This is a genomic window from Bacillus sp. FSL W8-1202 (assembly GCF_038006165.1).
In the GTDB taxonomy this organism is placed as follows: domain Bacteria; phylum Bacillota; class Bacilli; order Bacillales; family Bacillaceae; genus Bacillus; species Bacillus subtilis.
In genome coordinates this window covers 2,485,119-2,507,800 of sequence record NZ_JBBOUR010000001.1, presented here as the reverse complement: position 1 = coordinate 2,507,800, position 22,682 = coordinate 2,485,119, and the positions used below count along the sequence as shown (strand labels likewise).

The 22,682-nt window shown below is 44.9% G+C and carries 25 protein-coding genes, 1 pseudogene, 3 riboswitches and 1 other annotated feature; of the genes and pseudogenes, 11 read left to right on the top strand and 15 right to left on the bottom strand.

The annotated features are described in order from the left end of the window. The first annotated feature begins 62 nt into the window (after positions 1-62). Positions 63-175: riboswitch (TPP riboswitch) on the top strand. Between the two features lie 96 nt (positions 176-271). From thiU to thiX, 4 genes are read left to right on the top strand one after another with little or no spacing between them, the layout of a single operon-like run. Beyond that, positions 272-874 carry an HMP/thiamine ABC transporter substrate-binding protein ThiU gene (gene thiU, locus NSQ09_RS13100; RefSeq protein WP_014479602.1) on the top strand — a complete coding sequence of 201 codons (603 nt, stop codon included), beginning with the start codon at positions 272-274 and terminating at the stop codon, positions 872-874. 1 nt (position 875) lies between these two features. Beyond that, the gene (locus NSQ09_RS13095) at positions 876-1,475 is read left to right on the top strand and encodes an ECF transporter S component (RefSeq protein WP_003232554.1); all 600 of its coding nucleotides are present in this window, start codon (positions 876-878) and stop codon (positions 1,473-1,475) included. Beyond that, entirely contained in the window at positions 1,462-3,054 is a 1,593-nt protein-coding gene (locus NSQ09_RS13090; RefSeq protein WP_341031639.1) for an ABC transporter ATP-binding protein, read from the top strand. Before NSQ09_RS13095 ends, NSQ09_RS13090 begins: the two co-directional genes overlap by 14 nt. Before the next feature lie 25 nt (positions 3,055-3,079). Continuing rightward, entirely contained in the window at positions 3,080-3,844 is a 765-nt protein-coding gene (gene thiX, locus NSQ09_RS13085; RefSeq protein WP_341031637.1) for an HMP/thiamine ABC transporter permease ThiX, read from the top strand. A 30-nt stretch (positions 3,845-3,874) separates the two neighbouring features. Here the strand turns inward: thiX and rsbRB are convergent, their stop codons facing one another. Next, complete coding sequence (gene rsbRB / locus NSQ09_RS13080) at positions 3,875-4,708, bottom strand: RsbT co-antagonist RsbRB (RefSeq protein WP_069322541.1); 834 nt, start codon at positions 4,706-4,708, stop codon at positions 3,875-3,877. Between the two features lie 222 nt (positions 4,709-4,930). On the opposite strand from rsbRB, the gene isp reads away from it, so the two are divergent. Further along, positions 4,931-5,890 carry a serine protease Isp gene (gene isp / locus NSQ09_RS13075; protein ID WP_014479598.1) on the top strand — a complete coding sequence of 320 codons (960 nt, stop codon included), beginning with the start codon at positions 4,931-4,933 and terminating at the stop codon, positions 5,888-5,890. Positions 5,891-6,022: 132 nt separating this feature from the next. Continuing rightward, positions 6,023-6,178, top strand: a riboswitch (SAM riboswitch). Between the two features lie 127 nt (positions 6,179-6,305). Beyond that, complete coding sequence (metE, locus tag NSQ09_RS13070) at positions 6,306-8,594, top strand: 5-methyltetrahydropteroyltriglutamate--homocysteine S-methyltransferase (RefSeq protein WP_086343754.1); 2,289 nt, start codon at positions 6,306-6,308, stop codon at positions 8,592-8,594. A gap of 38 nt (positions 8,595-8,632) precedes the next feature. On the opposite strand, the gene NSQ09_RS13065 is transcribed toward metE, so the two are convergent. Continuing rightward, positions 8,633-9,259 (bottom strand): histidine phosphatase family protein, encoded by a 627-nt coding sequence (locus NSQ09_RS13065; RefSeq protein WP_017695093.1) that lies wholly within the window; start codon positions 9,257-9,259, stop codon positions 8,633-8,635. A 134-nt stretch (positions 9,260-9,393) separates the two neighbouring features. Here NSQ09_RS13065 and guaD point away from each other — a divergent pair, with 134 nt between their 5' ends. Next, positions 9,394-9,864: a guanine deaminase gene (gene guaD / locus NSQ09_RS13060; RefSeq protein WP_003245084.1), complete on the top strand. Its 471-nt coding sequence runs from the start codon at positions 9,394-9,396 to the stop codon at positions 9,862-9,864. A 48-nt stretch (positions 9,865-9,912) separates the two neighbouring features. Here the strand turns inward: guaD and NSQ09_RS13055 are convergent. Both NSQ09_RS13055 and NSQ09_RS13050 read right to left on the bottom strand, forming a co-directional pair. After that, positions 9,913-10,101 (bottom strand): annotated as a pseudogene (locus tag NSQ09_RS13055) (hypothetical protein). A 15-nt stretch (positions 10,102-10,116) separates the two neighbouring features. Further along, a complete protein-coding gene (locus tag NSQ09_RS13050; RefSeq protein WP_003232570.1) occupies positions 10,117-10,527 on the bottom strand; it encodes an organic hydroperoxide resistance protein in 411 nt (136 codons plus the stop codon). A 142-nt stretch (positions 10,528-10,669) separates the two neighbouring features. Here NSQ09_RS13050 and ohrR point away from each other — a divergent pair, with 142 nt between their 5' ends. Further along, complete coding sequence (ohrR, locus tag NSQ09_RS13045; protein ID WP_033884981.1) at positions 10,670-11,113, top strand: organic hydroperoxide resistance transcriptional regulator OhrR; 444 nt, start codon at positions 10,670-10,672, stop codon at positions 11,111-11,113. 30 nt (positions 11,114-11,143) lie between these two features. Here the strand turns inward: ohrR and NSQ09_RS13040 are convergent, their stop codons facing one another. From NSQ09_RS13040 to NSQ09_RS13000, 9 genes are all read right to left on the bottom strand, one after another. Beyond that, positions 11,144-11,569 carry an organic hydroperoxide resistance protein gene (locus NSQ09_RS13040; protein WP_003232574.1) on the bottom strand — a complete coding sequence of 142 codons (426 nt, stop codon included), beginning with the start codon at positions 11,567-11,569 and terminating at the stop codon, positions 11,144-11,146. 126 nt (positions 11,570-11,695) lie between these two features. Then, positions 11,696-12,943 carry a glutamate-5-semialdehyde dehydrogenase gene (gene proA, locus NSQ09_RS13035; protein ID WP_128422194.1) on the bottom strand — a complete coding sequence of 416 codons (1,248 nt, stop codon included), beginning with the start codon at positions 12,941-12,943 and terminating at the stop codon, positions 11,696-11,698. Positions 12,944-12,954: 11 nt separating this feature from the next. After that, on the bottom strand, positions 12,955-14,052 hold the full coding sequence (gene proB, locus NSQ09_RS13030) for a glutamate 5-kinase (RefSeq protein ID WP_014479591.1): 1,098 nt from the start codon (positions 14,050-14,052) through the stop codon (positions 12,955-12,957). Positions 14,053-14,104: 52 nt separating this feature from the next. Beyond that, positions 14,105-14,315: a binding site (T-box leader), on the bottom strand. Between the two features lie 87 nt (positions 14,316-14,402). Then, positions 14,403-15,305, bottom strand: a complete 903-nt coding sequence (gene purU, locus NSQ09_RS13025; RefSeq protein WP_014479590.1) for a formyltetrahydrofolate deformylase — start codon at positions 15,303-15,305, stop codon at positions 14,403-14,405. Positions 15,306-15,375: 70 nt separating this feature from the next. Beyond that, positions 15,376-15,693: a multidrug efflux SMR transporter subunit YkkD gene (gene ykkD, locus NSQ09_RS13020; protein WP_014476583.1), complete on the bottom strand. Its 318-nt coding sequence runs from the start codon at positions 15,691-15,693 to the stop codon at positions 15,376-15,378. After that, on the bottom strand, positions 15,693-16,031 hold the full coding sequence (ykkC, locus tag NSQ09_RS13015) for a multidrug efflux SMR transporter subunit YkkC (protein ID WP_017695099.1): 339 nt from the start codon (positions 16,029-16,031) through the stop codon (positions 15,693-15,695). Before ykkC ends, ykkD begins: the two co-directional genes overlap by 1 nt. A gap of 77 nt (positions 16,032-16,108) precedes the next feature. Next, positions 16,109-16,220, bottom strand: a riboswitch (guanidine-I (ykkC/yxkD leader). 32 nt (positions 16,221-16,252) lie between these two features. Next, positions 16,253-16,771, bottom strand: coding sequence for a GNAT family N-acetyltransferase (locus NSQ09_RS13010; protein WP_017695100.1), 519 nt, complete (start codon positions 16,769-16,771; stop codon positions 16,253-16,255). Beyond that, positions 16,761-17,288, bottom strand: a complete 528-nt coding sequence (locus NSQ09_RS13005) for a DinB family protein (RefSeq protein WP_017695101.1) — start codon at positions 17,286-17,288, stop codon at positions 16,761-16,763. Before NSQ09_RS13005 ends, NSQ09_RS13010 begins: the two co-directional genes overlap by 11 nt. A 90-nt stretch (positions 17,289-17,378) precedes the next feature. Further along, positions 17,379-18,110, bottom strand: coding sequence for a DUF421 domain-containing protein (locus tag NSQ09_RS13000; protein WP_017695102.1), 732 nt, complete (start codon positions 18,108-18,110; stop codon positions 17,379-17,381). 148 nt (positions 18,111-18,258) lie between these two features. Between NSQ09_RS13000 and NSQ09_RS12995 the strand changes: the two genes are divergently transcribed. Then, on the top strand, positions 18,259-18,483 hold the full coding sequence (locus tag NSQ09_RS12995; protein ID WP_017695103.1) for a hypothetical protein: 225 nt from the start codon (positions 18,259-18,261) through the stop codon (positions 18,481-18,483). Between the two features lie 76 nt (positions 18,484-18,559). Here NSQ09_RS12995 and hmpA read toward each other — a convergent pair whose 3' ends face one another. Together hmpA and NSQ09_RS12985 are read right to left on the bottom strand one after the other, a co-directional pair. Further along, on the bottom strand, positions 18,560-19,759 hold the full coding sequence (gene hmpA / locus NSQ09_RS12990; RefSeq protein ID WP_041333830.1) for an NO-inducible flavohemoprotein: 1,200 nt from the start codon (positions 19,757-19,759) through the stop codon (positions 18,560-18,562). Between the two features lie 237 nt (positions 19,760-19,996). Next, on the bottom strand, positions 19,997-20,515 hold the full coding sequence (locus NSQ09_RS12985) for an acyl-CoA thioesterase (RefSeq protein WP_003232595.1): 519 nt from the start codon (positions 20,513-20,515) through the stop codon (positions 19,997-19,999). Positions 20,516-20,674: 159 nt separating this feature from the next. Between NSQ09_RS12985 and NSQ09_RS12980 the strand changes: the two genes are divergently transcribed. After that, positions 20,675-21,535, top strand: coding sequence for a dimethylarginine dimethylaminohydrolase family protein (locus tag NSQ09_RS12980; protein WP_038428842.1), 861 nt, complete (start codon positions 20,675-20,677; stop codon positions 21,533-21,535). An 89-nt stretch (positions 21,536-21,624) separates the two neighbouring features. Then, the gene (gene pgl / locus NSQ09_RS12975; RefSeq protein WP_069703536.1) at positions 21,625-22,674 is read left to right on the top strand and encodes a 6-phosphogluconolactonase; all 1,050 of its coding nucleotides are present in this window, start codon (positions 21,625-21,627) and stop codon (positions 22,672-22,674) included. The last annotated feature ends 8 nt before the right edge of the window (positions 22,675-22,682 follow it).

The window sequence follows — 22,682 nt, the reverse complement described above, 5'->3', positions numbered from 1 at the left end:
TTTCGTTGTTTACAAAATGATTCTTATCATCTATTATGATGTCAAAATAAAAAATTGTATACGGAAAGCACTAGGGGTGCTGTTTTGGCTGAGATAAAGCGCGGAAGAAACGCGCTTTGATCCCTTATGACCCGATCTGGATAATACCAGCGTGGGGAAGTGCAGGTTGACCGAATGGTGTATTTTTTTGTGCGCTTAATCGATCTATGACTGCATATTCCCTTAGGATATGCAGTTTTTTATTTTACCAAAAAAACAGGAGGTCGGAGAAATGGAGCATATTTGCGGTACAAGCAGAATCGCCGGTTTTCGCTTCTCTTTATATCCGATGACGGATGATTTTATCAGTGTGATCAAGTCTGCGTTGAAAAAAACAGATACATCCAAGGTTTGGACGAAAACCGACCATATCAGCACGGTGTTACGCGGATCGATTGATCATGTATTCGATGCTGCAAAAGCCATTTACCTTCATGCAGCAAACAGCGAAAAACACATCGTCATGAACGGCACGTTTTCCATTGGATGCCCGGGTGACACACAGGGGGATACATATCTTTCCAAAGGTGATAAGCGTGTCAATGAAGATGCTGTCCGAGGCTTGAAGGCGGAAGCGCCGTGCCAATTTGCCCTTTATCCAATGAACGAGCCGGATTATATGGGATTGATTATGAAGGCTGTCGACATTGCAAAAGCCCAAGGCACTTTCGTACAGGGTGTCCATTACGCGAGCGAGCTTGACGGGGATGCGCATGACGTATTCAGCACATTGGAAGCCGTTTTCCGCATGGCTGAGCAGCAAACAAACCACATCACCATGACTGTGAATCTTTCGGCTAACAGTCCATCAAGAAAAAACAGAAAGCAGGGATAAAATGAAAAGCTGGAAAGTAAAAGAAATTGTCATCATGTCGGTTATCAGTATCGTATTTGCCGTTGTTTATTTATTATTTACACATTTCGGAAACGTGCTTGCAGGTATGTTTGGGCCAATCGCCTATGAACCGATTTACGGCATTTGGTTTATCGTTTCTGTGATCGCCGCGTACATGATTCGAAAACCGGGTGCGGCGCTCGTTTCTGAAATCATTGCCGCTCTCGTTGAGTGCCTGCTGGGAAATCCGTCTGGCCCGATGGTCATCGTCATTGGCATTGTTCAAGGACTCGGGGCTGAGGCTGTGTTTCTTGCAACACGCTGGAAAGCATACTCTCTCCCTGTCCTTATGCTGGCCGGTATGGGGTCTTCAGTAGCCAGCTTTATCTATGATCTCTTTGTTTCTGGCTATGCAGCCTATTCACCAGGTTATCTGCTCATTATGCTTGTGATCCGCCTCATTTCCGGCGCGCTTTTGGCGGGGCTTCTCGGAAAAGCTGTCAGCGACTCTCTCGCTTATACAGGTGTGTTAAACGGAATGGCACTCGGAAAGGAACTGAAAAAGAAACGGAAGCGGGCGTCAGAACATGCAAGCCTTTGATGAGCTTCTGACGGTTGAGCAGCTCAGCTTCTCTTATGAAGAAGACGAGAAACCGGTTTTTCAAGACATTTCGTTTGAGCTTCAAAAAGGAGAATGTGTTTTATTATTAGGACCGAGCGGATGCGGCAAAAGCTCGCTCGCCCTTTGTTTAAACGGTCTATATCCGGAGGCTTGCGACGGCGTTCAGTCCGGACATGTCTTTCTATTTCAAAAGCCGGTCACAGATGCTGAAACCTCCGAAACGATTGCTCAGCATGCCGGGGTCGTTTTTCAGGATCCTGATCAGCAGTTCTGCATGCTGACGGTGGAGGACGAAATAGCGTTCGGGCTGGAAAATCTGCAAATTCCAAAAGAAGAAATGACAGAGAAAATCAACGCCGTATTAGAAAAATTACGCATTACCCATTTAAAAGAAAAAATGATCTCAACCCTTTCAGGAGGACAAAAGCAGAAAGTGGCTCTCGCCTGTATTTTGGCGATGGAGCCTGAGCTTATTATTTTAGATGAGCCGACCTCTCTTTTAGACCCTTTCTCAGCGCGGGAGTTCGTTCATCTGATGAAGGATCTTCAGCGGGAAAAAGGTTTCAGCCTCCTCGTCATTGAGCACCAGCTTGATGAATGGGCGCCTTGGATTGAGAGAACGATCGTACTCGACAAATCAGGCAAAAAGGCGCTGGATGGCCTGACGAAAAATCTATTTCAGCATGAAGCGGAGACACTAAAGAAATTGGGCATCGCCATTCCAAAGGTCTGTCATCTGCAGGAAAAGCTGAGTATGCCGTTTACTTTATCAAAAGAGATGCTGTTCAAAGAGCCTGTTCCTGCCGGGCGTGTCAAAAAGAAGAAAGCCCCTCCTGGGGAGAGTGTGCTTGAAGTCAGCAGCCTTTCGTTCGCGAGAGGACAGCAGGCGATTTTCAAAGACATCAGCTTTTCGTTGCGCGAAGGCTCTTTAACGGCGCTTGTCGGTCCGAACGGAACTGGAAAATCGACGCTCCTATCAGTTCTGGCCCGTCTCATGAAACCGCAAAGCGGCAAAATCCTTCTCTATGATCAGCCGCTGCAGAAATATAAAGAAAAAGAATTGCGTAAACGGATGGGATTTGTTTTTCAAAACCCTGAGCATCAATTCGTCACCGATACGGTATATGACGAGCTTCTGTTCGGCCAGAAAGCAAATGCTGAAACTGAGAAAAAAGCGCAACACCTGCTGCAGCGTTTTGGTCTTGCGCATTTGGCTGATCATCATCCGTTTGCGATCAGCCAAGGGCAAAAACGGCGACTGAGCGTTGCTACTATGCTCATGCATGACGTAAAGGTTTTATTATTAGACGAACCAACCTTTGGCCAGGATGCCCGCACGGCGGCTGAATGCATGGAAATGATTCAGCGTATCAAGGCAGAGGGAACCGCTGTCCTTATGATTACACACGATATGGAGCTAGTCTCTTCGTATGCTGACAGCGTGCTTGTGCTTCACGATACAGGCCTGGCCTTTGACGGATCTCCAGCGCAGTTGTTTTCTCAAGAAACAGGGCTTGTTCAAAAAGCAAAGCTCACCCTTCCCCTTCTATATGAATAGATGGCATTTCAAGAGGAGGTGCGTGATGAAGCAGCCGTTACATCTCATTAATCCGACTGTGAAAGCGGCGGCGGTTTTTTGTTGTGTCGTCATGCTGTCGTTTATTTACAACCCATACACTCCGGCATGTTTTTATATCATCATCGTTGCGGGCGTTCTACTGGCGGCCGGAATCCCATTGAAAAAATGGTTGTTGTTTACGATTCCGTTTTTGGTTTTAGCATTCGGATGCGTGTGGACAGCCGCAGTTTTTGGAAAAGTGCCGACAACACCGGATAATTTTTTGTTTCAAGCAGGCCCTATCTCAATTAACAGCGATAATGTGTCTGTCGGCATCTCTCTCGGGTTTCGTATTTTATGCTTTTCCGCCTTATCGATGATGTTTGTTTTTACAACCGATCCGATTTTATTTATGCTGAGCCTTGTCCAGCAGTGCAGGCTCTCACCAAAGCTCGCGTACGGTGTCATTGCAGGCTTTCGCTTTCTTCCGCTGTTAAAGGATGAGGTCCAGCTGATTCAGCAGGCTCATAAAATCAGAGGAGGAGCGGCGGAGAGCGGCATCATGAATAAAATCAGTGCGTTAAAACGATATACCATACCGCTATTGGCAAGCGCCATCAGAAAAGCGGAACGGACAGCGCTTGCGATGGAATCGAAAGGATTTACAGGAAGCAGAAACCGGACATACTACAGGACATTGAGCGTGAACCGGCGCGACTGGGTGTTCTTTTGCCTCGTCCTCATATTATTCGCGGGATCCTTTCTCGTATCTTTATGTTTCGCATCATAAAAAATCCGCTATCACAGATAGCGGATTTTTTTATTGATGATAGTTTAATGCTTGGGCAAGGTTGGTTTTAATGGTAATATTCGAAAAGTCAATCCCCAGCTGTACAGCAGTTTGCGCAATTTCAGGCCTGATTCCTGACAGGGTTGACCGGACACCGATCAGATTTAGCGCCTCAATCAATTTAAAGATCTGGTGCGCCACCATCGTATCCACCACAACAACACCTGACAGATCGATTAATAGATGCTCCACACGTCTTTTCGCACAAGCTTGAAGCGTGTTTTCCAGAATAAACTTCGCCCGTTCGGTATCAATGTCACCGACAAGCGGCAGCAGAGCTGTTGATTTGCTCAGGGTAATGACAGGTGAGCTTAATTCCAATATCATTTCTCTTTGGGCGTTTAATTGCTGCTTGGCATTCATTTCAGCGTGATCAACGAATGTATAAATGGTGAAATCAAATACTTTCACAATCAAATCAGCCCATTTTTGCTTCTCTCCCGGCTCAAACGCTGACCCATTTTCTTCTGCGAACTTCTCAAAATACTTCGTATATAATCTCCTGTTTCTCATAAATTCCCGAATGACATACTGAACCGGTGTGTCGAGATGTTTTTGATCGTTGGTCAGCTCAATGACCCACTCTTGAAACTCTTCGAGAAATTGTTTTTCCGGTAAAACATACATGTAATTCAGATGCCGGTAAAATTCTCTGTCCTGCTCTTTCAATTCTTCCGTTACTGTTGCATTATGTAGGGCGTAAAGCGAATTCGGATCACTTTCCTCCATCGTTTCAATCCATTCCTCGGCCATTTGTTCCACATGCTCTGAAAAAAATGCATATAATTTTTCATTCAGTTTCATGACACTGCTCCTTTCCCCAACACTATTATAACTTGACTTACAGTTGAATCCCAGTCATACACGCCGAAGCCATCCAATATTTTGAAAATTACTAATTCTTTGGTGTGTATCCTATTTTTTCAAAATGCTTCAAATGGCTCTGTCCGAGCGCTTGTTTTTTTCATATAATATGAGGCAACACCCTTGAATCCACTTGAAAGCATAAAAAAGGAGGGCTTTTTTATGAATGGTGAAATCCGCTTGATCCCGTATGTGACGAATGAGCAGATCATGGATGTAAACGAGCTTCCTGAGGGCATTAAAGTGATTAAGGCGCCAGAAATGTGGGCAAAAGGGGTAAAAGGCAAAAATATTAAAGTTGCTGTATTAGACACGGGCTGCGACACAAGCCACCCTGATTTAAAAAATCAAATCATCGGCGGAAAGAACTTCACGGATGACGACGGCGGCAAGGAAGATGCGATTTCCGACTACAACGGACACGGCACACACGTCGCCGGAACGATTGCAGCTAATGATTCAAACGGAGGCATTGCCGGAGTCGCGCCTGAGGCAAGCCTATTGATTGTGAAGGTTCTTGGCGGCGAGAACGGCAGCGGACAATACGAATGGATAATCAACGGCATCAACTACGCGGTGGAACAGAAAGTCGACATCATCTCAATGTCCCTTGGAGGGCCAAGCGATGTGCCAGAGCTGGAAGAAGCAGTGAAAAACGCAGTCAAAAACGGAGTGCTTGTCGTTTGTGCAGCGGGAAATGAAGGTGACGGCGACGAACGCACAGAAGAGCTTTCCTACCCCGCAGCTTATAATGAAGTGATTGCAGTTGGATCTGTTTCTGTAGCGCGAGAATTATCAGAATTTTCTAACGCGAATAAAGAGATTGACCTTGTGGCACCAGGAGAAAACATCTTATCCACCCTTCCCAACAAGAAGTACGGTAAGCTGACCGGCACTTCAATGGCTGCCCCTCATGTCAGCGGTGCGCTTGCTTTAATCAAAAGCTATGAAGAAGAATCATTTCAAAGAAAGCTTTCTGAATCTGAGGTTTTCGCACAGCTAATCCGCAGGACACTTCCTCTTGATATTGCAAAAACGCTGGCAGGCAATGGATTCCTGTATTTAACAGCTCCTGATGAGCTCGCAGAAAAAGCAGAGCAATCACATTTGTTGACCCTATAAGATTATTTTTCTTATATAATATACACCACATCATGTAAATAAAAATTTCAAATTCTATGTTGACAATGAATTTGAATTACTGTTAAGATTACCAACAAATGATTCAACTTTTCAAAAAATTAATAACATTTTCTCTTATCGAGAGTTGGGCGAGGGATTGGCCTTTTGACCCCAACAGCAACCGACCGTAATACCATTGTGAAATGGGGCGCACTGCTTTTCGCGCCGAGACTGATGTCTCATAAGGCACGGTGCTAATTCCATCAGATTGAATCTGAGAGATGAGAGAGGCAGTGTTTTACGTAGAAAAGCCTCTTTCTCTCATGGGAAAGAGGCTTTTTGTTGTGAGAAAACCTCTTAGCAGCCTGTATCCGCGGGTTAAAGAGAGTGTTTTACATATAAAGGAGGAGAAACAATGACAACCATCAAAACATCGAATTTAGGATTTCCGAGAATCGGACTGAACCGGGAATGGAAAAAAGCACTTGAAGCGTATTGGAAAAGCAGTACTGATAAAGATACGTTTTTGAAGCAAATCGACGAACTATTTTTATCCGCAGTAAAAACACAAATTGACCAGCAGATTGATGTTGTGCCTGTTTCTGATTTCACACAGTATGACCATGTACTCGACACAGCAGTCAGCTTCAACTGGATTCCGAAACGTTTTAGACATTTGACTGACGCTACCGATACATACTTCGCTATCGCCCGCGGAATCAAAGACGCCGTATCTAGTGAAATGACAAAATGGTTTAATACAAATTACCATTACATCGTTCCGGAATATGACGAGAGCATTGAGTTCCGTCTGACAAGAAACAAACAACTCGAAGATTATCGCCGGATCAAACAGGAATACGGTGTGGAAACAAAGCCTGTGATTGTCGGCCCTTATACGTTCGTTACGCTTGCTAAAGGCTATGAACCGTCTGAAGCAAAAGCGATCCAAAAACGCCTTGTGCCATTATATGTACAGCTTTTGAAAGAGCTTGAAGAAGAAGGCGTAAAATGGGTTCAAATCGATGAGCCGGCGCTCGTTACCGCCTCTAGTGAAGATGTCCGCGGTGCAAAAGAATTATTTGAAAGCATTACAAGTGAGCTTTCATCCTTGAATGTGCTTTTGCAGACGTATTTTGATTCTGTTGATGCTTATGAAGAGCTGATCTCTTACCCGGTTCAGGGAATTGGCCTTGATTTCGTTCACGACAAAGGCAGAAACCTGGAACAGCTTAAAACACATGGCTTCCCGACAGACAAAGTGCTGGCAGCCGGCGTTATCGACGGACGCAACATTTGGAAAGCGGACCTTGAAGAGCGTCTCGATGCCGTTCTTGATATTCTCAGCATTGCAAAAGTTGATGAACTGTGGATTCAGCCTTCCAGCAGCCTGCTGCATGTTCCAGTAGCGAAACACCCTGATGAGCACTTGGAAAAAGACCTATTGAACGGATTATCCTACGCAAAAGAAAAGCTGGCCGAGCTGACAGCTTTGAAAGAAGGCTTAGTATCAGGAAAAGCGGCGATCAGCGAAGAGATTCAGCAGGCTAAGGCTGATATCCAGGCGCTTAAACAGTTTGCAACAGGCGCCAATTCTGAACAAAAGAAAGAGCTTGAGCAATTAACTGATAAAGACTTCAAGCGCCCGATTCCGTTTGAAGAACGTTTAGCCCTGCAAAATGAATCTCTCGGCCTTCCGCTTTTGCCGACGACAACGATCGGCAGCTTCCCGCAGTCTGCTGAAGTGCGGAGCGCACGCCAAAAATGGCGGAAAGCTGAGTGGTCCGATGAACAGTATCAAAACTTTATCAATGCGGAAACAAAAAGATGGATTGATATTCAGGAAGAATTGGAGCTTGATGTCCTTGTTCACGGCGAATTTGAACGGACAGACATGGTCGAATACTTCGGTGAAAAGCTGGCTGGTTTCGCCTTCACTAAATATGCCTGGGTTCAATCATACGGCTCACGCTGTGTCCGCCCGCCAGTCATTTACGGAGATGTTGAATTTATTGAACCGATGACAGTGAAAGACACAGTCTACGCACAGTCATTGACTTCCAAGCATGTGAAAGGAATGCTGACGGGCCCGGTTACAATCTTAAACTGGTCTTTCCCTCGAAACGACATCTCGAGGAAAGAAATCGCCTTCCAAATCGGGCTTGCCCTTCGCAAAGAAGTTAAAGCGCTTGAAGACGCAGGCATTCAAATCATTCAAGTTGATGAACCAGCGCTGCGCGAAGGCCTTCCATTGAAAACACGCGATTGGGATGAGTATTTGACTTGGGCGGCAGAAGCATTCAGATTAACCACTTCTTCCGTGAAAAACGAGACACAAATTCATACACATATGTGTTACAGCAACTTCGAAGATATCGTTGATACAATCAATGATCTTGATGCCGATGTGATTACAATCGAACATAGCAGAAGCCACGGAGGATTTTTAGATTACTTAAAAAACCACCCGTATTTAAAAGGGCTTGGCCTTGGTGTATATGACATTCACAGCCCTCGTGTGCCGTCAACTGAAGAAATGTACAATATTATCGTTGATGCGCTTGCCGTCTGTCCGACTGACCGCTTCTGGGTAAATCCAGACTGCGGATTGAAAACAAGACAGCAGGAAGAAACGGTTGCAGCATTGAAAAACATGGTTGAAGCTGCAAAACAGGCAAGAGCACAGCAGACACAGCTAGTATAAAATAGAAACCATCTGTCTTTGGCAGATGGTTTTTTCTATTAGAAAGCGGAAATCGGTTTCCGATGCTTCCCGTCCCCTTCTATTAATATTTTGGCTGTTCCATTTTCATCAAATTCCACAAGGCTCAATGATGTATCATGTATGTAAGCAGAATTCCATATGTCATGAACGCGTCTTCCCTTTATGATATTTAACAGCATTAATATAAAGACAGAATGGGTAACCAAGAGAACACTACCGGAAGAATGGCTGTCTAAAATAGTTTGGAGAGCCAGCCTTACCCGGTTTTCAAAGTCAAAAAACGTTTCACATCCCTGCTGGCGATAAGCTTCGGGATAATGAAAATAAGCATGAAAAAGATCTGGTTCGTCCCTTTCAATATCTTCTTGTTTTTTCCCTTCCCATGAGCCCAGTGACATTTCTCTGAACATATGATCTTTAACCAGCGGGAGCCTCCGCGATCCCAGTACGGTTTTTGCTGTCTCTTCTGTCCGCTTGCTCGGGCTGATGTATACCTGATTCAATTCAATATCCTTCAGACGCTCCCCAAGAGCGCGGGCGTTATACAGTCCAAGTTCTGTTAAATCAGAATCCAGCCAGCCCTGCATCCGTTTTTCCACGTTCCATTGGGTCTGTCCGTGCCTGGCAATATATAAATGCAGCATCATTACCCCTCCTCTTTTCTCCTCTTATCTTAGCAAATCTCCCAAATACTTTGTTTATTTTGCACTTTTTTAAAAATGTTCTTTGCATTCTTTTCGGCTATACTAATAACACTCTATTGACAGGAGGGATTGGGATGAATCATGAAACGTTCTTAAAACGGGCTGTCACTCTCGCATGTGAAGGAGTGAATGCAGGAATCGGCGGGCCTTTTGGAGCCGTTATCGTGAAAGACGGAGCCATTATTGCAGAAGGACAGAACAACGTCACAACAAGCAATGATCCGACTGCCCACGCGGAAGTCACTGCTATTCGGAAAGCCTGTAAGGTGCTAGGAGCATACCAGCTTGATGACTGCATTTTGTATACGAGCTGTGAACCATGTCCAATGTGCTTGGGCGCCATCTACTGGGCCCGGCCTAAAGCCGTTTTCTATGCAGCTGAGCACACAGACGCTGCCGAAGCCGGGTTTGATGATTCATTCATTTATAAAGAAATTGATAAACCTGCTGAAGAAAGAACGATCCCCTTTTATCAAGTGACACTAACAGAGCATTTATCCCCGTTTCAAGCATGGCGGAACTTCGCCAATAAGAAAGAATATTAAAAGGATCAGGCATGCGCGGCCTGATCCTTGTTATTTCTCCAAGTAGCGCTATGCTCTGTGCAAATACAAAACAGCAATCATGCGCGCCGGAATTCAGCTTGGCAGACACCGAGCCAGCCGCTCCCTTCATCTGTAACTTTTGGTTTAAAGGCATGCTTCAAACGCTTCTCTGACGTTTTATCAAAAATCTGTGCCCGCCCCGCATGCTCCGACACCAAAAAAACATCCTGAGAACACTCAGGATGCCGGTCATTATTTTAATTCTAGTTTTACATCAACATTTCCTCTGGTTGCCTTTGAGTAAGGACAGAATTCATGAGCGGCGTTGACAAGCTCTTGTGCCTTTTCCCGATCTAAATCTTTCGTGTTCACAACAAGTGTGACACCGATTTTAAACCCGCCGTCGCTCTCATCCTTCATGAGGCTGACCTGCCCTTCAATCTCCGAATCAATTTCGATATTCTGCTCTTTGGCTACGTGTTCGAGCGCGCCGCCGAAGCATGCAGCATAACCTGCCGCAAAGAGCTGTTCCGGATTTGTGCCGGTTTGTCCTTCTTTTTTGGCATTTGGCATGACAATATCAAAATCAAGAACACCGTCATCTGATGTAATATGTCCTGCCCGTCCGCCTCGCGCGGTTACTTTTGCTGTAAATAGTGCCATATTTCCCAACCTCCTTATTTGTATCTAGTTGTTATATTTCCCTTTCTGATCTTTTTAAACATGCTATGTTTGCCGAGAATAGGAAAAGTGAGGTTTTTCAGATACAATAGAATCGAATGACAAAAAAGAGTTGGTGAACAAAATGGAAAATAAATTTGATCATATGAAATTGGAGAATCAGCTTTGTTTTTTGCTATATGCGAGTTCGCGGGAAATGACAAAGCAATACAAGCCGCTGCTTGATAAGCTGAATATAACATACCCTCAATATTTGGCTTTGCTATTGTTATGGGAACATGAAACGCTTACTGTCAAAAAAATGGGCGAACAGCTGTATTTAGATTCAGGGACGCTCACTCCGATGCTTAAACGAATGGAACAACAGGGTTTGATTACGAGAAAAAGATCTGAAGAGGATGAGCGGTCTGTGTTGATCAGCCTGACAGAGGACGGAACATTATTAAAAGAAAAAGCGGTTGACATTCCAGAGACAATTCTGGGGCTCTCAAAGCAGTCTGGGGAGGATCTCAAACAGTTAAAATCCGCTCTATATACATTGCTGGAAACACTTCATCAAAAAAATTGAGGATGCCTTGTACAGGCATCCTCTTTTTATTTATTCAGCAACTTCAAGTGTCACATCAATATTTCCGGAGGTTGCTTTTGAGTACGGGCAGACGCCGTGCGCTTTTTTCACAAGCGCCTCCAATTCTGATGCACTGACTCCTTCTCCTTTTACTTGCAGCGTCACACCCAGCTTATAGCCCTGGTCCGCTTCATCCTTTAACAGGCTAACATTCGCTGTAACCTCTGTCTCTACTTTTACCCGTTCTGTTCTTGCGACAAGCTGCAGGGCGCTGTCAAAGCAAGCTGCATAACCTGCTGCAAACAGCTGCTCTGGATTTGTCGCTTTTTCTAATTTCTTGGCTCTCGGTGTCCCCGGCATTGCGACATCAAGCTCAAGAACGCGGTCTGATGAAATGACCTTTCCTTCTCTTCCTCCTACCGCTGAAACAGTTGCTGTAAATAATGGCTGACTCATTTTTCATTCCCCCAATATATTTTATACAATTAAATTGTACACAATTAAATTTGTCATGTCAATTTTTTTACGTATAAAAAAGCTTATCTCGTAACGAGATAAGCTTTTTCATTGAACATTGCCCTGCTATTCACGGATTTGCCCAGTTCCTTTAATGATGTATTTTGTAGAAGTCAGTGCAGGAAGCCCCATCGGTCCTCTTGCATGAAGCTTTTGCGTGCTGATGCCGATTTCGGCTCCGTAGCCGAATTCAAAGCCGTCGGTAAAACGGGTTGACGCGTTATGATAGACAGCGGCAGCATCGACAGCCGTTTGAAAATATACCGCGTTTTTGTCATTTTCAGTTAAAATCGCTTCCGAATGATTGGTGCCGTATTGTTGGATATGCTTCACAGCTTCTTGGACGTTTTCAACCGTCTTTACGCTGAGGACAGGCGCTAAAAATTCGGTTTCCCAATCTTCTTTTGATGCTTGTTTGCTTGAAGGATGGAGTTCACATACCAATTCATCACCGCGAATTTCAACTCCCGCGTTTTCCAGCTGGTCCAGCAATTCTTTCCCGTGCTGTCTTGCCCAAGCCTTGTGAATCAGCAATGATTCAATCGCGTTGCATACGGAAGGGCGTTGCGTTTTGGCATTTACGACAACCTTTTCTGCCATTTGCGGTTTGGCTGTTTCGTCAATGAATATGTGGCAGTTTCCTGCTCCCGTTTCTAATACAGGAACTGTTGATTCTCTCACAACGAGATCAATCAGTTTCTTGCCTCCGCGCGGAATCAATACGTCTAAACCATCATTTAACGTAAAGAGCTCTTTTGCTGTCTCTCTGCTCGTATCCTCAATCAGCTGCACAGCGTGAATCGGAAGCGCTGATTGCTCAAGTGCTCTGTGAATGACACTGACGAGCGCTTTGTTGCTGTGGATGGCTGAGGAGCTTCCCCGCAGCACAACCGCGTTCCCTGTCTTCAGGCAAAGGGTAGCCGCATCAACTGTGACGTTTGGCCTCGCCTCATAAATCATTCCTACGACACCGAGCGGCACACGGATTTTTTCAATAAACAGGCCGTTTTCTTTTTCAATCGTTTCAAGAGAGTCGCCGATTGGGTCCGCTAAGTCGATTAAGAGCTCCACCGCGTCCGCGATATCGCGTATACGTTTCTCATCCAATGTGAGACGGTCAATGATGTCCGGTGTTAAACCATTCTCTTTTCCGTTCACAATGTCTTTTGCATTCTCCGCCAAGAGAAAATCCAGTTCTTTGCGGAGTCCGTTTGCAATGAGGCTGAGCGCCTCATCCTTCTCGGCTGTTGTTTTCATGATCATTTCGGCTGCTGCTTCTTTCGCAAGCTTCGCTTTTACAGAAACTTCACTCATTTTTCCGCCTCCTAGTCTTTTACATTGACCCAGTCATTCCTATGAATAACCTCAAACGTTTTCTCAAAATCAAGTTCGTCACTGCGTTTGCCCTTGGCCTCCATAATCTCCTCAGAGGAGTAATGGGTTTGGCCTTTGCCGATCACGCCGCCCGGTCCCCTGACTTCCACAACCGCCCCTTTCGGAAAGCTTCCGTTCACACCCACAACGCCAGCGGGCAAAAGGCTGCTTCCATTATGGATCATCGCCTCCTCGGCACCCGCATCAATGATAATTTCTCCCGATATCGGCGAGTGGAACTGAATCCACTGCCTTGTGTTGTTAACCGAAGATAGTTCTTTGTCTCCGATATAAGTGCCGTCTCCCCTGCCGTCCAAAATGTCCGCAAGTTTTTGCTCTCCGCTGCCAGTTCCAATGAATACTTTCACTCCCAGAGACAGCGCGGTTTGTGCGGCTAACAGCTTTGATTTCATTCCGCCGGTTCCGACCTTTGATCCGGCTGAACCTGCATATCCAAGCAATTCAGGCGTGATCTCCGGCAAATAATCAAATCGTTTCGCCTCAGGATTTTCATTTGGATTGGCATCATACAGTCCGTTAATGTCGGTGAGAATCATGAGCTGGTCCGCGTGAATCAATCCGCTGACTAACGCAGAAAGCATATCATTATCTCCGAATGTCAATTCTTCAACAGATGTAGAATCGTTCTCGTTGATAATCGGAATGACGCCGCGTTCCAATAATTCCATTATCGTAGCATACGCGTTTCGATACCGTTCTCTTTTCGAAAAATCATTTCTCGTTAAAAGGATTTGTCCCGGAGTCAGTGAGTATTGTTTAAATTGATTCATATATTGCTGCATTAACAGTGTTTGTCCGACCGCGGCCGCCGCCTGTTTTCCTTTGATGGTAACGGGACGGGACGGATATCCGAGGCTGGAAAACCCCGCCGCTACGGCACCCGAGGTAATCAGAATCATTTCATGCCCCGCTTTTTTTAACACGGAAATCGCCTGAACATGCTCTCTGATTTTTGCCTCATCAATGCTTCCTTTGCTATTTGTGAGCGAACTGCTTCCTATTTTCACTACTATTCTTTGTTTTTTCATTTATTCTCCTCCGCGGCTCTTCTACAATAAAAAAACCCATTTCATCCTGATTCATAAGGACGAAATGGGTTTCCGTGGTACCACCTTGATTGAACGCGCTTGTGCACGCTCCGCTCTCCTGTAACGCCAGGTTATGCGCCTAGGTTTTCCCCCTAGGACTCCAAGGCAGGTTCGGCAGGTTTCATGCGGCAAAATGTTTCAGCGATTCATTTTGCTCTCTGTCACAGAAAGATCTGCTTACTAATCCTCTTCAACGCTCAATGATTTTTTTATATTATGCAAAGAAAAAAGACACTTGTCAAGGTTTTTTGTCATCAAAAATAGCCCGCTTTGCGCGGGCCTCTTTCAGTCTAGTTAAAGACGATTGTTTTATTTTCATGAACGATGACACGGTCTTCCAAATGCCATTTCACAGCACGGGCAAGCACGCTGCGCTCAATTGTTCTTCCGATGTTTTTCAGCGCTTCCGCATTATCGCGGTGGTCCACACGCTCAATATCCTGTTCAATGATCGGTCCTTCATCAAGATCGTTTGTCACATAGTGAGATGTCGCACCGATCAGTTTCACGCCGCGCTCGTAAGCCCGTTTGTACGGATTCGCACCGATAAAAGCAGGCAGAAATGAATGGTGGATATTGATGATGCGATTCGGATGAGCCGAAACAAAATCAGGAGTTAGAATCTGCATATAGCGTGCAAGCACGATGACATCAACATCGTACTGCTCCAGCAGTTCAAGCTGCTTCTTTTCGACTTCCGCTCTGATGTCTTTGTTCGCTTTCATATAGTGGAATGGAATGTTCAGGCGCTCAACCAGCTCTCTCGCTTCCTCATGGTTACTGATGACAACAGCGATCTCCGCCATCAGGTTGCCGGTTTGCCATTCCCAAATCAGCTCATGCAGGCAATGAAGCTCCTTTGAAACAAAAATGGCGACACGCTTCAATTCACTTGCCAAAGTTAAGCTCCATGTCATGTCGAATTTTTCCGCTACAGAGGCAAACGCCGCCTGAAGAGATGCTTTTTTCTCACGAATGCCCGCGCAGTCGAATTCGATTCTCAGGAAGAACCGGCCGCCTTCAGGGTCTGTCGTATATTGATTTGATTCTATAATATTGGCATCGTGTTCAAATAAAAACGCAGAAACTGCAGAGACGATACCCGGCTGATCGGGGCAGCTGACCAAGAGCCGCCCTTTATCCTCATTTCCGTCACGGTATTCGTCCAACCGCTGAGTCATATATGATTTCATGAATAATCCCTCTTATCTTTGTAAGTCTAAACTATTTATCCATTATACTGAAGATTTGATAAAAATCAATTTATGACAGAATTTTTAAACCAACCGCTGAGCATAAAATCAACGCGATAAAGAAGATCCGTTTGGCGTCTTTCTGCTCCTTGTAAAAGAGGATGCCGACAAGCGCCCCGCCAGCGGTGCCAATTCCTGTCCAGACCGCGTAAGCCGTTCCCATCGGAATGGTTTCCATTGCGTACGACAGCAAGGAAAATGAAGCGGCAAAACCAACAATGATCAACAGCACCCATTTCACGCTTTTTTCTTTCGCATATTGATTCATAAGGGCCACGCCGGCCATTTCTAAACAGCCCGCGCACAGTAAACTGATCCAGTGCAGCATTATGCCTCGCCTCCTTTTTCCTCTGTCTCATCCTGTGTCACAAGCTTCAACCCGATTACACCGATTAAGAGCACGCCAATTAACAATAGCTTCGGCCATCCAATCGGTTCATGAAACAGAACGATTTCACTAAGTACTGTTCCCGCTGTGCCGAGCCCGGTAAAGACGGCATACACGGTACCAACAGGCAGAATGTGAGTCGCCTTTATTAGAAGGTAAAAGCTGAATATGATGCCGATGGCAGTGCCGCTCCATGTTAAGGCTGAGTCAGCGTGCTTTAAGCCTATCACCCAAACAACCTCGAAAACAGCGGCAAGCACGACCAATCCCCATTTCATTTTGAGTCATTCCTTTCTATCTATTAGGATTCTCCGAAAACAAAAAAACCCCGGACAGTCGTCTCACATGAGATTGACTCTCCCGGGCTTTTTTCCCTCCGTGTGCATACGCGCTTCTATTTACGCGTATGTGTTTTCTCTCGGACCAGTCCATGTCAATTGACATGCGGAACCCTAGAAAACTTTACATGATATCATGATACTAAACTCAGCTCTATCTTTCAATTGTAAGATTTTCTTTCATATACCGCGATCTGTTTATTCCATTTTCTGATCGTTTTGCTGTAATGCATGCCGATTTTCTCCGCTACCCGTATGGACGCTTTGTTACCCGGATCAATCAAAGCCGCCATTTTGCCGAACTGCCGCTCGTTAAAGCCATAGTCCAGACAGGCCCGAGCCGCTTCTTGCGCATAGCCATTCCCCCAGTGGCGGCGGGCAAACATATAGCCAATTTCCATTACGGTTTGATTTTCGATCTGCTGGGGAACGATGCCGCATTGCCCCAAAAACTCCCCTGTCCGCTTATCTTCGGCGATCCACAGACTAACGCCGTACCCTTTTTCATTTCGTTGGTTCCAATTGATCCACTCGCGGGTTTGCCTCTTATCTTTTAAACCGGAATAATATTTCATGACGTCAGGATCATTAAAAAGCAGCCCAAACAAATTGGCTTGATCCCGATCTTCCATACAGCGCAAACGAATTCGATCGGTCACAAGCTTCGTTTTAGCGTTCATACTTCGCCACATCCTGCTTCCATTCTTTTTTGAGAGCTTCAATATGTGCCTGATGATAGCGGTTATGATCTGCCATATGCCAAATTCCCCATCGTATCGTCGCGGTGTCACCTTCGAAAGAAAGCGGCTGGTTCAAAGCATTTTCAGTTAAAGTGAAGCATACCGATTTCAGCTCGTCTACTACATGCTGATGTCTTTTCAGAAGTTCATCTAAGCCTGGCTGATTCACCGGTTCAGGCAGCCGTCCGCTTTCATCCGTCATCGGGCCGTATGCCTGTTCAATATGGTTCGGTATCCGATTTTCCTTGATACGCCAGACCCATCTGATATCAACATTTGTGATATGGTGCAAAAGCTGAGCCGTGCTGTTTTTTGTTTGGCAGCGCCCCTTATAGTAAAGTTCACTGTGTGTCATATGGCTTACGATAGAAGCCAGACGGAGACTGTTTTCTTCCACTGCGGAATACAGCAGACTGACCGTTGGCGCCATGTCGTTTCTTATGGATAAGTCCTTCATGTTCAGTTCCCCTCCTAACAGGTACATTTGACACCAAACAAAAATTCCCTTTAAAAAAGAAAAAAGCTCTCATTACAAGAGAGAGCCATCTTAGTTGTTATTTCCCGGTTTATATAAGTAAGGATCATGCTGCGGGTCATTAGAGGTATTTAAATCAAGGGATATATCACCTCGCGCATTCATCGTGCCTAAGGTGATCGAAGACAGCAGTTTGGGGCTGTACCCTTTTTCCTCAAGCTTCTCAAACAGCCAGGATCGGTTTTTTTGGAGATATTTCAAATTATGATCAAGGATTTCGCCATCCAGTATGAGCGGAATCGGGATAAAATTCCGTTCAGCTTCCATATTCAAATCCCGCACCTGTACCGCTCTCGCTTCCTCTTTCGGGATGACGCTTACTTCTCCCGTTTCTTCAATGATAGCAAGATCAATGTCAGCCGGGTCGGCATAGCCCTTTTCCCTCAGCTTTCCGAGCAGTTCATTAACAGTCAGCCTTTCTTTACGAAGGCCGCGTTCATCAATATCCCCGTTCCGGATAAGGACAGTCGGGCTCACGACTAGGAGCCATCGCCATTTATTAGATAAAGAGAGCTTGCTCATGATAAGATAAAGCACCAAAAAAGCACCCGCATAATAAATTGACATCGGCAGCTTGGATGTAAGGATCGGCTCACTGATAATGGTTCCGATTGCGAAGGTCAAAAGCAGATCAAAATTGTTCATTTGTGACACAGCTTTTTTACCGGCAAGCCGAAATAAAATATATGCAATCGAAAATACGATAACTGGCTTCAGTAAAAATACCCATATCATCCATAACACCGATCTTTACCTCCATCCGCTGGTCATATTGAGCCTATTGTGCCCCTTGGCAGGCCCTCTATGCATCAGTGTCTAAATAGGCGAACGTGCACCTCGCCTGAACATAACATAATAGAAAGTGACACCGATTGGAGGCGCAATACGCAATATGAAAAATCAGAAGTCGAATACCCTTTGGCCCTTTGAGCTGCCATTGGCTTCCCAACCCACGGGCTACCAGCAGCAAACAATCGACAGGCTGGCCGGTTTGGAGCTAAGGATGGAGCAACTAATTAGAGCGATTGAGGTAAACAATGAATTGCTGAGAACAATGCAAGAACAGCAAAACCGTGTATGCACAAATGGCGGCGGGTCTGTGATTGTCCGGATGTAGAAACCGGCGTTTGTCTACCTACTTATATCTCAATAAAAAACTCTTCTCTGAAAGGAGAAGAGTTTCATGTATGTGTTCAAACGGACTGCGCCAAACTTAATTGCGGACCGAATAGCTCGTAATGGATAGACTCCGGCGCTGATCCGAGCTCTGATACAAGCTTATGCATTGCCGTAATAAACGACGGTGAACCGCAAATATAGTAATCCGCATCTGTGTTGGCAATCAGTTCTTTGAGGAATTGCTGATCAATCTGTCCTTCATGAAAATGCAGATCACCTGCACGGTCTTCCTCTGTCGGCTCGCGATACACAAATGCTGTTTTAACAGCAGAATGTTTTGCTGCTTCTTCTACTTCATGGCGCAATGCATGATATTCACTGTTTTTCGCCGCATGAATGAACAGAATTTGCCGTTCAGGCTGTTTGGAAACAGATGTTTTCAGCATGCTGATCATTGGTGTAATGCCAACTCCGGCACTGATCAAAACGAGATCTTTTTGTGATGCATGATCTAAAACAAAGTCCCCTGCCGGCGCGCTGATCTCTATTGAAGCTCCCTCCTGCAGCCCATCGTGTAAGTAGGAAGACACGACACCATCTTTCTTCACTGAAATTCGATAATAGTCTTTTCCCGGCATATCAGACAGACTGTACTGGCGGATATGCGTATATTCATAATCAGGAATCCGAACTTTTAGGCTGATGTACTGCCCCGCTTGGAATTCAGGTAACGGCTTGCCGTCTTCCGTTTTCAAATAGAAGGATGTAATTTCTTTGCTTTCCCGCTCTTTTTTTGCGATAACGAATGGCTTATACTCCTTCCAGCCGCCGGCTTGCTCTTCAGCCTGTTCATACATGTCTTTTTCAATTCCGATGAACGCGTCAGCAATGACTCCGTACGCTTTTTCCCATGCCTGCATAATGTCAGGAGTTGCAGCGTCTCCCAATACATCTTTAATCGCAATCAGCAAATATTTACCGACGATTGGGTAGTGCTCAGGCTTAATTCCGATACTGCGGTGCTTGTGGCCGATTTGTTTGACAACCGGAATGATGTTTCCTAATTGGTCAATGTTTGCCGCAGCTGCAATAACGGCATTTGCCAGTGCAGTTCGCTGTGTTTTTTTCTTTTGGTTTGTTTGATTAAAAATGTTCAAAAGCTCTGGATGGTCTTGAAACATCCGATCGTAAAAACGGCCAGTGATTGTTTCTCCATGCTGTTGCAATACGGGTACAGTGCTTTTAATAATGTCGATTGTTTTGTTATCTAACATTTTATAAACAATCCTTTCGAAAAGATGTATTTAAAATATATCTTTAAAATACATGATCTTACGAATAAAAGATATATCTAAAATGAATCTTTAATAAATTTGTCACAAAATTATCAATTTAACATGACATTTGTTGCTTTTTTATAGAATCCCCTAGCAAAAACGGACTAACCATTGTAATAATCACCATTGAAAAGTACAAAAAACCCAAAACAACTTATGTTTTGGGTTTAACGTTCACCAAGGCTTATCAGTTCCGAGCGCATTTGCAAGCGCCTGGCTGTGTTTCTTGCGGTTCTTACGTTCATTAGCACGCTGTACAGCTGTATTATGCAGCATGATTTCTTCTTCTGTTTCCGGTACAACTCTCGGTACAGGCACCGGCTTGCCATTTGAATCTAATGCGACAAATGTCAAAAAGGATGTGGCAGCGAGTTCCCGTTCGCCAGTCATCAAATGTTCTTTAATGACTTTCACAAATACTTCCATGGAAGATGTGCCGACCCATGTCACATAGGACTCTAGGCAGACAGAATCCTTTTGCCCGATCGGCTTTAAAAAATCTACAGAATCCATTGAAGCTGTTACCGTTTCACGTCTGCAATGGCGCGCCGCTGAAATAGAGGCAATGTCGTCTATGTAGCTCATTAATTTTCCGCCAAACAGCGTATTATGGTTGTTCGTGTCAAGCGGGAACACCCTGCTGGTTTTCACAACCTTTGACTCTTTACAAAATCTTGTTTCCGGTGTTTCCATACCTTTCTCCCCTTTGATGTCTGATCTTTTAGCTAAATGCACTTATATTCTCCTATTAAACAATATTCTCTTCCATTTGTCTAAAATTTAAAATGGTTTAATGATTTTCATGATGAGGGAATAATAAATGTATTCTTCACACTTTAGGAGGAAAAACAAATGGACGTATCCATCCCGAAATCTCAGCACAAAACGGTATGCCGAACGGAATACGGCACACTTCAAAAAGTGATCTTATGCAAACCTGAGCACATGACCATAAAAGATGTTATAAACGAAACACAAAAACATTTTGAAGATGACAATATTCATGTAAAAACCGCTAACGACCAGCACAGCCGCTTAGTGGAGGCACTTAGGTCACACAACGTTGAGGTCGTCCTTTTGCCCGTTCGCGACGGGCTACCAGAGCAGGTTTTTACTAGGGACATAGGATTTGTCATCGGAGAAAAAGCCTTTCTGTCAAGCATGACTGAACCGATTCGCCAAGGAGAAGAAGCCGTTATAAAAGATTTTTTTCACAGCCAAGGTATCTCTTACACCCGAATGCTTGATACGAGTATTGAAGGCGGAGACGTCATTATCGATGATGACATTGTCTATGTCGGAATCAGCCAGCGCACCGACATTTCAGCTATCGGCCAGCTGGAAGAGGCACTTCCTGAATATACGATCGTTCCAGTGAAGCTTCATGAAAAATTTTTGCATTTGGACTGCGTATTTAACATTATATCTGAAAGCGAAGCGTTAATTTATCCACAGGCCATTGAGCCAGATGCAGCCGATATGCTGGCAAAACGTTATGATCTTATTGAGGTGCCCGAGGACGAACAATTTACGCTTGGCACCAACGTCCTTTCAATCGGAAAAAAAACGATCATCAGTCTCCCTGGCAACCGCCATGTCAATCAACAGCTATCGAAAAGAGGCTATCACATTATCGAAATTGACCTGTCAGAAATTATTAAATCAGGCGGCTCCTTCAGGTGCTGCACAATGCCGCTGATTCGAGGCGAATGAAGAATCTTCCCCTTTTTCATGTTTTGAACAGCTTATTTTATCAAGATACGTTAATATAGAGGTGACATCATTTTTAAGGGGGAAATCGCATGACAAAATACATAGGATATGTGGGAACATATACAAAAGGCGGAAGCGAAGGAATTTATTCATTTGAGCTTGATACTGAGAAAAAAGCACTCAGCGAGCCAAAGCTGGCCGCTAAGCTGGGCAACCCGACATATGTGGCGCCGAATAAAAACAACACCATCCTTTATTCCATCGAAAAAGCAGACGGCCAAGGCGGAGTTGCTGCCTATCAAATCGATAAAAACAGCGGCGAATTGACATTTCTGAATCATCAGTTAATTGATGGCCCTTCGCCATGCCACGTAAGCGTTGATGATCAAAATCAATTCGTACTGACTGCCAATTATCACAGCGGGAAGGTACACGTTTTTCCGGTTCAGGAAGACGGCAGCTTGCAATCACCTGTTTCAGAGGCCGCTCACACAGGAAAAGGGCCGCACGAAAGACAAGAAAAACCGCATACACACTACGCGGGGTTCACACCTGAACACAATTATGTGGTAGCGGTTGATTTAGGTATAGATAAGCTGTACACCTATAAGCTGAAAGACGGCGTATTGACTGAATCCGGAAGCCATTCCTTCGCTCCCGGTGCAGGACCTCGCCATATCGCTTTTCATCCGAAAGAAAAATACGCTTATGTCATGACAGAATTAAGCAATGAAGTGATTGCGCTTGAATACAACCCGACAGCCGGCGAATTTAGAGAAATCCAAGTCGTTTCTGCCATCCCTGATGATTTTACAGATAACAGCCAGGGAAGCGCAATTCATGTCACGCAGGACGGACGTTTTGTTTATGTCGCAAACCGCGGCCATGACAGTATCGCCGTATTTGAAGTGAATCAATATTCAGGAGAGCTGGCTTTCGTAGAAAGAGTGTCGACAGAAGGAAACTGGCCTCGTGACTTTGTACTTGACCCAACGGAAGGGTTCCTCGTTGCTTCAAATGAAGAAACAGGCAACCTTGTCTTGTTTGAAAGAGACAAAGAAACCGGCCGATTGACACTCCTCCCATCAACGGTTTCTGTCCCTTACCCGGTTTGTGTAAAGTTTTTACATCAAGTATAAAACAAATG

Coding starts and splice junctions, on each gene's coding strand:
- thiU (WP_014479602.1), top strand. CDS start 272: ATGGAGCATATTTGCGGTACAAGCAGAATCGCCGGTTTTCGCTTCTCT.
- NSQ09_RS13095 (WP_003232554.1), top strand. CDS start 876: ATGAAAAGCTGGAAAGTAAAAGAAATTGTCATCATGTCGGTTATCAGT.
- NSQ09_RS13090 (WP_341031639.1), top strand. CDS start 1,462: ATGCAAGCCTTTGATGAGCTTCTGACGGTTGAGCAGCTCAGCTTCTCT.
- thiX (WP_341031637.1), top strand. CDS start 3,080: ATGAAGCAGCCGTTACATCTCATTAATCCGACTGTGAAAGCGGCGGCG.
- rsbRB (WP_069322541.1), bottom strand. CDS start 4,708: ATGAAACTGAATGAAAAATTATATGCATTTTTTTCAGAGCATGTGGAA.
- isp (WP_014479598.1), top strand. CDS start 4,931: ATGAATGGTGAAATCCGCTTGATCCCGTATGTGACGAATGAGCAGATC.
- metE (WP_086343754.1), top strand. CDS start 6,306: ATGACAACCATCAAAACATCGAATTTAGGATTTCCGAGAATCGGACTG.
- NSQ09_RS13065 (WP_017695093.1), bottom strand. CDS start 9,259: ATGCTGCATTTATATATTGCCAGGCACGGACAGACCCAATGGAACGTG.
- guaD (WP_003245084.1), top strand. CDS start 9,394: ATGAATCATGAAACGTTCTTAAAACGGGCTGTCACTCTCGCATGTGAA.
- NSQ09_RS13050 (WP_003232570.1), bottom strand. CDS start 10,527: ATGGCACTATTTACAGCAAAAGTAACCGCGCGAGGCGGACGGGCAGGA.
- ohrR (WP_033884981.1), top strand. CDS start 10,670: ATGGAAAATAAATTTGATCATATGAAATTGGAGAATCAGCTTTGTTTT.
- NSQ09_RS13040 (WP_003232574.1), bottom strand. CDS start 11,569: ATGAGTCAGCCATTATTTACAGCAACTGTTTCAGCGGTAGGAGGAAGA.
- proA (WP_128422194.1), bottom strand. CDS start 12,943: ATGAGTGAAGTTTCTGTAAAAGCGAAGCTTGCGAAAGAAGCAGCAGCC.
- proB (WP_014479591.1), bottom strand. CDS start 14,052: ATGAAAAAACAAAGAATAGTAGTGAAAATAGGAAGCAGTTCGCTCACA.
- purU (WP_014479590.1), bottom strand. CDS start 15,305: ATGAAATCATATATGACTCAGCGGTTGGACGAATACCGTGACGGAAAT.
- ykkD (WP_014476583.1), bottom strand. CDS start 15,693: ATGCTGCACTGGATCAGTTTACTGTGCGCGGGCTGTTTAGAAATGGCC.
- ykkC (WP_017695099.1), bottom strand. CDS start 16,031: ATGAAATGGGGATTGGTCGTGCTTGCCGCTGTTTTCGAGGTTGTTTGG.
- NSQ09_RS13010 (WP_017695100.1), bottom strand. CDS start 16,771: ATGAACGCTAAAACGAAGCTTGTGACCGATCGAATTCGTTTGCGCTGT.
- NSQ09_RS13005 (WP_017695101.1), bottom strand. CDS start 17,288: ATGAAGGACTTATCCATAAGAAACGACATGGCGCCAACGGTCAGTCTG.
- NSQ09_RS12995 (WP_017695103.1), top strand. CDS start 18,259: ATGAAAAATCAGAAGTCGAATACCCTTTGGCCCTTTGAGCTGCCATTG.
- hmpA (WP_041333830.1), bottom strand. CDS start 19,759: ATGTTAGATAACAAAACAATCGACATTATTAAAAGCACTGTACCCGTA.
- NSQ09_RS12985 (WP_003232595.1), bottom strand. CDS start 20,515: ATGGAAACACCGGAAACAAGATTTTGTAAAGAGTCAAAGGTTGTGAAA.
- NSQ09_RS12980 (WP_038428842.1), top strand. CDS start 20,675: ATGGACGTATCCATCCCGAAATCTCAGCACAAAACGGTATGCCGAACG.
- pgl (WP_069703536.1), top strand. CDS start 21,625: ATGACAAAATACATAGGATATGTGGGAACATATACAAAAGGCGGAAGC.